This is a genomic window from Salinicola sp., from assembly GCF_982684285.1.
This window is the reverse complement of the sequence record NZ_CEXLVS010000180.1, coordinates 1-8,390: the sequence shown is the minus strand read 5'-3', so window position 1 is coordinate 8,390 and position 8,390 is coordinate 1. Positions and strand designations below refer to the sequence as shown.

The 8,390-nt window shown below is 63.2% G+C and carries 6 protein-coding genes and 1 pseudogene; 5 read left to right on the top strand and 2 right to left on the bottom strand.

The genetic code is table 11. The annotated features are described in order from the left end of the window. The first annotated feature begins 694 nt into the window (after nt 1–694). From AC3AYF_RS14870 to putP, 5 genes are all read left to right on the top strand, one after another. Nucleotides 695–1,123: a hypothetical protein gene (locus tag AC3AYF_RS14870; protein WP_295039573.1), complete on the top strand. Its 429-nt coding sequence runs from the start codon at nt 695–697 to the stop codon at nt 1,121–1,123. A 361-nt stretch (nt 1,124–1,484) separates the two neighbouring features. Next, a complete protein-coding gene (locus AC3AYF_RS14865) occupies nt 1,485–1,856 on the top strand; it encodes a hypothetical protein (protein WP_295039571.1) in 372 nt (123 codons plus the stop codon). Between the two features lie 24 nt (nt 1,857–1,880). After that, complete coding sequence (locus tag AC3AYF_RS14860; protein ID WP_487779922.1) at nt 1,881–2,651, top strand: AraC family transcriptional regulator; 771 nt, start codon at nt 1,881–1,883, stop codon at nt 2,649–2,651. Nucleotides 2,652–2,816: 165 nt separating this feature from the next. Next, entirely contained in the window at nt 2,817–6,008 is a 3,192-nt protein-coding gene (putA, locus tag AC3AYF_RS14855) for a bifunctional proline dehydrogenase/L-glutamate gamma-semialdehyde dehydrogenase PutA (RefSeq protein ID WP_487779921.1), read from the top strand. 230 nt (nt 6,009–6,238) lie between these two features. Further along, a complete protein-coding gene (gene putP, locus AC3AYF_RS14850; protein WP_295039562.1) occupies nt 6,239–7,729 on the top strand; it encodes a sodium/proline symporter PutP in 1,491 nt (496 codons plus the stop codon). Between the two features lie 76 nt (nt 7,730–7,805). On the opposite strand, the gene AC3AYF_RS14845 is transcribed toward putP, so the two are convergent. Together AC3AYF_RS14845 and AC3AYF_RS14840 are read right to left on the bottom strand one after the other, a co-directional pair. Beyond that, nucleotides 7,806–8,198 (bottom strand): GtrA family protein, encoded by a 393-nt coding sequence (locus AC3AYF_RS14845; RefSeq protein WP_298846838.1) that lies wholly within the window; start codon nt 8,196–8,198, stop codon nt 7,806–7,808. Continuing rightward, nucleotides 8,195–8,390, bottom strand: a pseudogene (locus AC3AYF_RS14840) (hypothetical protein); the annotation flags it as partial. The gene AC3AYF_RS14845 and the pseudogene AC3AYF_RS14840, both read right to left, overlap by 4 nt.

The window sequence follows — 8,390 nt, the reverse complement described above, 5'->3', positions numbered from 1 at the left end:
CCCTGGCCACGTCCGGCATCAGCCCCATGATGGTGAACTCGCCAACGCCAATGGCGAACCCGCCCACGGCAAGCGCCATCTCTATCAACAGCGCATGTCGCCGGGAGGGCTTGATAGCCCCGGTCGAGTGATCATCGGCCACGAGCATCTCCTACTTTAGTCGAACAAGATTGGCTGCAATTATTCACGTCAGCCAGCGGTATGGGAACCGCTGCCCGGCAATATTTTCGATGGCCCGGCGGCCAATCCGGAATCGGTACCCAGCTGGCAGAAAGAGGAAGCGCCGAAATTGCGTCCTGGCAGCAATACCGTTGAGCTTTCGATGTCCAAAGCCGAACGTTCGTATGAAACTTGAACTTTAATATTAAAGTAGAAACATCTTAACGAATTGCTCGAATTGCACTGCCGCACAATTCGCTGAACGACGCGAGATGCCGCCCGCCCCGCTGCCCCCGTCTCCAGTTCGAAAGTCGAAATTACAGTTTTAAAACCCGGAATCCGCTGAAAAATCAGCCAAGAGGCGCCGATTGTCAGGCGAAAACGTTGCTGGTGACGCCTCATGCAGAACGGGTGTGACCCTATACGAACTATGCATCTATCGATGAGCAGGTCTATGTTAATCTTATCATTGAAGTATCAAGCTAGAGTTGAATCGCGTCATTTCATAACATTAATTAAATTCATGACAAAAACGATGACTTCCATAACTCATGCTCATGTCGTTCAGGCGATGGCCGGCTGGCTTGCCAGCAATGGCTATCGATGTGAAGCCAACCGCCTTGGCACCCGCTCGGAAATCGATCTCGAAGCGACGTCGGTGTTCGGCCAGAAGCGCCTCATCGTCGATTGTCGGGGAGAGCTCAGCGTCGAGGCCGGTCAGGATCCCTGGATGGAGATCACCCAGGCCTTCTTTTATCTCATCCGGGACAGCGAGATGCCGGATGATCAGACCCAGGTATCGCTGGCCCTGCCGGACACCACGGACTTTCGCCGCCGGATGGCAGGGATGAAGGACTTCTGTCTACGCCAGGGCGTCACCGTGTTCTGGGTGGCCGAGACCGGCCAGGTCAGGCAGTGGACCGAAGATGCGCCATTCACCGCAAGCGCCAAGGCACTACCTTGATGGGTACGGTTCCAGAACTCGGCGTGAGCGCTTCGGCGGTTCCCGTCCGAGGGGAACTTTTCCATCGACAAACACTCTCAAGGGTCAAGAGATACTGAATAGCAGTCGCTATGCGGATTCTCGAGCTTACTGCAATGATCGTTATCGCCGCGCTCTGCGCGGCGATTTTTTTGTCTGGATGGCGGCCTCACGAGACAGGACCGGCTCCGTTTTCCCGGGCTCGCCCCATCGCCGGCACCCGTAGCACAGGCACAGGCACCGGGCGGGCACGATTCGCCGAGAACCGCTTCGGCAGACCTATGGGGGCCGCCGCGGCCGGCGTGGTAAACTATGCCGGTTGCCGCGCATCCGGAGCATCTGCATGCCACTTTTCTTCGTGGTCTTCCTCATCTGCCTGCTGATCAGCCTGGCCACCGTGGCTGCGCTGATGCTATCGCGCACTCCACGTTATCGAACACAGGCGCAGGATCTTCTCGACCTTTTCGACGCGGTACTGGACAACCGCGCCAGCGAAGCGCGCTGGCACACCCTGATCGGCTACCCGATCCGACACGATGCCTACCTGGAGAATCTGCGCCGCCGCAGCCAACACCTGATGGAAACTCACGGGCGCCCCTGGCAGGCCGCCCAGGGCGGGTCGCTCTTTTCCCGCAGCGGTCGGGAAGAACTGGCGGCATTGCGCGATCACCTGGCTGCCCACCAGGCGCTCCAAGGGAGCGAGTATCATGCCTGAGCCAGCCATGCCGCGGCGAACACCATGACCGATATCATCCGGCTGGCGCCGCTCGACAACGCCATCCACCACCACCACCACGACTATCACCAGATCGTGATCGGGCTGTCCGGTTACGCGGAGTTCGAGATCGCCGGCCAGGGAGGGGTCGTGGCACCGCTTTCCGGTTGCCTGGTCCCCGCCAATATCGAACATTACTACGAGGGAATCGGGGACAACCGTCAGCTGATCATCGACCTGCCGGACGACGCCTCTCCCCTGACCGGCATGAACCGGCCATCGAGGGCCCTGTTCGACCGTCCCGGCTACTTTTCTCTCGATGAATCGCTCCAGCACTATCTGCAGTTCCTGATCCACGAAATGAGCCAAGCCAGTCACGCGCCAGGGGATCTGCTGGTCACCACCCTGCTCAGTTCACTGCGTGCCCGCCTCGGCGCGACCCTGGCTTCGCCCCCATTGGCGAGGCGAAGCGGTCGATCGCTCGACGTCCAGCGACTCGAGCAGTTCGTCCTCGAGCGGCTGGACCAGCGCCTGAGCGTATCCGACCTGGCCCGTCTCGCCTGTCTGAGCGAAGCGCACTTCGCCGAGCGCTTTCGCGCACAGACCGGCATCACACCCTATCAGTTCGTGATGCGGCTGCGATTGAACCGGGCCCGTGAACTGACCATGTTGACCGACATGCCGCTCGCCGATATTGCGGAACGCACCGGATTTGCCAATCAAAGCGCCCTGAGCAACGCCTTTCGCCGTCGCTATGGCCATCCGCCCATGCAGTTGCGACGCCCCTCTCGCTAGCGCGATGACCCGGCCTTTTTCGCAAATACCCCCGGATAATTGGCAAGTACCGTCGCCCTGTTTCACGATAGAGTCAGCCACCACTCCTTTTCCATTGGCGCAGTCCACCGCACGCTTCCGGCGAGCGGCCACCATCGCCAACGCTGATTATCATGGGGTTCAACAATGCTAAAAGCCGACCAAATGCTGGCCGCCGCCACCTGGCAGACCTCGCTGGAGGCGCTGTTCGCCAGGATCAGCGACCACTATATCGTTGACGAGGAAGCCTACCTGGGCGAGCTGTGCGCCATGCTGGACGCCGACGAGGCGGATTTCGCCCGCATCGGTGACAAGACGGCGCAACTGGTTCGTGATGTTCGCACCATGGACACGGCCGTCGACTCCATCGACGAGCTGCTCCAGCAGTACAGTCTCGACACCCAGGAAGGCGTGCTGCTGATGTGCCTGGCCGAGGCGCTGCTGCGGATCCCCGACAAGGCCACCGCCGATGCGCTGATCGAAGACAAGCTGGGCGTCGCCGACTGGAAACGTTACCTGGGGCAGAGCGAGTCCTGGTTCGTCAACGCCTCGACCTGGGGCCTGCTGATGACGGGCAACGTCATCCAGATGGACAAGCCACGGGAAGGCAAGCCGGCCAACTTCATCAACCGCATGGTCAATCGCATGGGCGAGCCGGTCATTCGCAGTGCGATGTACCAGGCGATGAAGATCATGGGACAACAGTTCGTACTGGGTCGCACGATCGACGAGGCGCTCAAGCGTTCCAGGCCGCTGTTCAACAAGGGCTACACCTACTCTTACGATATGCTGGGCGAGGCGGCCCGTACCCGCCAGGATGCCAAGCGCTATTTCGACGACTACGCCTCGGCGATCCGCCAGGTGGGCGAGACCAGCCTCAAGCTGGACGCCAGCACGCCGGCCCCGTCCGTCTCGATCAAGCTCTCCGCACTGCATCCGCGCTACGAGTTCGGCCGCCGCACCCAGGTTCTCGACGAACTGGTAGGCACCGTCAAGCAGCTGGTCGAGATGGCTCGGGAGCGTCATGTGGCGCTGACCGTCGACGCCGAGGAAGTGGACCGTCTCGAACTCTCGCTGGAGGTCTTCCGCGCCGTCTTCGAAAGCGATGTCTGCCGCGGCTGGGGCCACTTCGGCCTAGTGGTCCAGGCTTACGCCAAGCGCGCCCTGCCGGTACTGCACTACATCAATCGCCTGGCGGACCAGCAGGGTGACGAGATTCCCCTGCGCCTGGTCAAGGGCGCGTACTGGGATACCGAGATCAAGGAGTCGCAGAAGCTCGGGGTCGATGGCTACCCGGTCTACACCCGCAAGGCCTGTACCGATGTCGCCTATCTCGCCTGCGCCCGGTTTCTGCTGTCCGAGAACACCCGCGGCCGCATCTTCCCCCAGTTCGCGACCCACAACGCCCACACCATCACCACCATCCTCGAGCTGGCCAACGATGCCGGGCGCGCGTTCGAATTCCAGCGTCTGCATGGCATGGGCGAAGCCCTCTATGACGCCGCACTGACGCGAGCGCCACAGGGTACCTACTGCCGCATCTACGCCCCCGTCGGCGCCCACAAGGACCTGCTGCCCTACCTGGTGCGTCGCCTGCTGGAGAATGGCGCCAACTCGTCGTTCGTCCATCAACTGGTCGACCCCCGGGTCCCGGTGGAGTCGCTCTGTGTCCATCCGGTGGCAACGCTCAAGCCCTATCCGACCTTTGCCAACACCAAGATTCCGTTGCCGAGGGACATCTACGGTCCGGCACGCAAGAACTCCAAAGGCGTCAACTTGAACATCAACAGTGAATACCAGCCGCTCGTCGATCGCATGGCGGAGTTCATGGATCGGGAATATCACGCCAAGCCGCTGCTGGGCGTCGACATCGCCGACGACGAGAGCCAGCGCCAGCGAGTCACCAGCCCCTACGACCGCCGCCAGGCGGTTGGCAGCGTGCAGTGGGCGACACGCGAGCAGGCCCAACAGGCCGTCGACATCGCCTGGCAAGCCTTCCCCCGCTGGAGCGAGACGCCGGTCGACGAGCGCGCAGCCATTCTCGAGCGTCACGCGGACCTGATGGAGACCCATCTGGCGGAGTTGATGACGCTCTGCTCACGCGAGGGCGGCAAGCTGCTCACCGACGGGGTCGACGAGATTCGCGAGGCGGTGGACTTCTGTCGCTACTATGCCGCCCGCGCCCGCGAGCTGTTCGCCGAACCGACCGTGCTGCCGGGGCCGACCGGAGAGTCCAACGAACTGATGATGAGCGGCAAGGGCGTGTTCGCCGCGATCAGCCCGTGGAACTTCCCCGTCGCCATTTTCACCGGTCAACTGGTGGCCGCCGCCGTGGCCGGCAACAGCGTGCTGGCCAAACCCGCCGAGCAGACCTCGCTGGGCGCCAACCGCGTGATCGAACTGCTGTACGAAGCCGGGAGGCCCCGGGACGTGGTGCAGCTCCTGCCCGGCGATGGCCCCACCGTGGGCAGCGTGCTGAGCAGCGACCCGCGGATTACCGGCGTGGTCTTCACCGGCTCCACCGATACCGCGCAGATCATCAACCGGGCACTGGCAGCCAGGGAAAACGCCGCGCTGCCCACGCTGATCGCCGAGACCGGTGGCATGAATGCGATGATCGTCGACTCCACTGCCCTGCCCGAGCAGGTCGTCGCGGATGTCGTCCACTCGGCTTTCCAGAGCGCCGGCCAGCGCTGCTCCGCCCTTCGCGTCCTCTATCTGCAGGAAGACATCGCCGACCGGGTCATCGAGATCCTGCGCGGCGCCATGGAGGAACTGCGGATTGGCGACCCCCGGGATCTCGGCACCGACGTCGGCCCGGTCATCGACGAGGACGCCCGCAAGGGCCTGCTCGCGCATGTCGAGAAGATGCAGGCCGAGGGGCGCCTGCTGGCCGAGGCCAGGCTCGACCCGGCACAGACCGACAACGGCACCTTCGTCGCCCCCATGGCCTTCGCCATCGACGGCATCGAATCGATGCAAGCCGAGCAGTTCGGCCCCCTGCTGCACATCGCCCGTTATCGTGCCGACCAGCTCGAGGAGGTCATCGACGCCATCAATGCCAAGGGCTACGGCCTGACGTTCGGCGTCCACAGCCGCAACGAGAACTTCACCAACCATGTCGCCAGTCGCATCCGCGTCGGCAACGTCTACGTCAATCGCGACATCATCGGCGCTGTCGTCGGCGTGCAGCCATTCGGCGGCCAGGGTTTCTCCGGCACCGGCCCGAAGGCGGGTGGACCGCACTATCTGTTGCGCTTCGCCACGGAGAAGACGCGCACCATCAACACGGCTGCGCTGGGCGGGAATGCTTCGCTGCTCGCGATGGGAGACGAGTGACTTCCACTCGTCGACAACAACGACAAGCCGAAGGGAGCTCTGCATGATCGCAAACAACACCAACAGGGGGACAACGCGCGCGCTCGCCAGTCGCGATGCGCCCCACCCGTGCTCCGGCCTGCCGGCGTGTCCAAGGCCGGTCGGCAGCGCGGCGGATCAGGTGACTATCTGACAACCACCTAACAACCAACTAACAACTCTCTAATAATTAAGAGAAAGGAGACGTCCCTATGGCTATCGGTGTCTGGATAAGCCTCATCGCCTACTTCGTGCTCATGATCGCCATCGGCCTCTACGCCATGCGCACTTCCACCGCCACTTCCGAGGATTACATGCTGGGCGGAAGAACGCTCAGTCCCCAGGTCGCGGCCCTGTCCGCTGGCGCTTCGGACATGAGCGGCTGGTTACTATTGGGACTGCCTGGGGCGATGTTCGTCTCCGGCCTGGGCTCGGCCTGGATCGGGATCGGCCTGTTCGTCGGTGCCTTCTTCAACTGGCTGCTGGTCGCGCCACGGCTGCGCGAGCAGACCGTACACTACGGTAACGCCATCACCATTCCGGCGTTCCTGGCCAATCGCTTCCCGACCCGCGCGCTGTCGCTGCGCACGGTCTCGGCCATCGTCATCGTGGTGTTCTTCTCGGTCTACACCGCCTCGGGCCTTGTGGCCGGCGGCAAGCTGTTCGAGAGCGCCTTCTCCGGCGTCATCGATATCGGCGGGCTCAGCGACTACGCCACCGGCGTGATCCTCACCCTCGGAGTGGTGCTGGTCTATACCGTGGTCGGCGGCTTCCTGGCGGTGAGCATGACCGACTTCGTACAGGGCTGCATCATGATGCTGGCGCTGGTGATCATGCCCGCGGTGGTGCTCTTCGGCGAGGGCGGCGGCGGCTTCAGCCAGGCCCAGCAGACGCTCAATCAGGTAGACCCCACCCTGCTCTCCTGGACCGACGGTCTGACCATCGTCGGCTGGCTCTCCGCGGTCACCTGGGGCCTGGGCTATTTCGGCCAGCCGCACATCATCGTGCGCTTCATGGCGATTCGCTCGGTCAAGGACGTGCCCACGGCACGTAACATCGGCATGACTTGGATGTTCATCTCGCTGGTCGGCGCGATCTCGGTCGGCATCTTCGGCCGCGCCTATGCGATCCGCAACGGTCTCGAGGTGCAGGACCCGGAGACGATCTTCATCATCCTCTCCAACCTGCTGTTCCATCCGCTGATCACCGGGTTCCTCTACGCGGCGCTGCTGGCGGCGATCATGAGCACCATCTCCAGCCAGCTGCTGGTGGCCTCCTCATCGCTCACCGAGGACTTCTACCGCCTGTTCCTGCGCAAGGAAGCGAGCGAGAAGGAGACCGTCACCATTGGTCGTCTGAGCGTGGTCGCGGTCGGCCTGGTAGCAGCGATCATCGCCTCCAATCCCGACTCCCAGGTACTGGGTCTGGTCAGCAACGCCTGGGCCGGCTTCGGCGCCGCCTTCGGCCCGCTGATCCTGCTGTCGCTGATGTGGTCGCGGACCAACGGCGCCGGCGCCATCGCCGGCATGGTGGTGGGTGCGCTGACGGTGATCGTGTGGATCGCGCTGGGCTTCAGCAACTCGTTCCTGGGCGGCCCCGGCGTCTACGAGATCATTCCCGGCTTCATCGCCTCCTTCATCGCCATCGTGGTGGTGAGCCGCATGACCAACGACGCCGGCGAGTATCGTCAGATCACACGCTGAGCGCAGCTCGACCGACAAGATCGAGGGCTCCTGCGGGAGCCCTTTTTCGTGCCTGCCACCGCGCGGGCACCGGGGCTCAGCGGGGATGCTCGCGAAAGGCCCACAGTCTCGAGCCGATGTAGGTAATCACCGGCACGGTGAGCGTCGCGATGCCGATGGCCCAGAACCCCGAAATTCGGGTCGAAGCCAACAGCACGGCCAGGACGCCGTTATTGAGGACGAATCCCGAAAGCGCCAGCGCGAAGAAGCGCCTGGCCTTTCCCCGACGCCGAAACGTCAAGCGTCGGTGACCGATCAGCGAGATCTGGAAGGCGACCAGAAAGCCGCACAGGTTGACCAGGAACTCCGACAGCGCCGGCCACAGGGCGCTGAGAACGGCCGCGACCGACAGATGCGCCGCCGTCGCGACACCCCCCACCAGCCCGAACCGAGCGGCGGTCTTCGCCTCGCGCTTGAGTCGACGCTTCACGAGGCGTCGGACATGTCGTCGACCCGGCCTTCCCTGCCGGTCGGGCTCTGTTCGGCGACCAGGCTGTCCTCGGCGACCAGATAAAGCGGTCGCTGCTTGGTCTCGATGAAAAGACGCCCGACGTACTCGCCCAGGATACCGACCGACAGCAGCTGCATGCCGCCAAAGAACAGGATCGCAGTCATCAGGGAG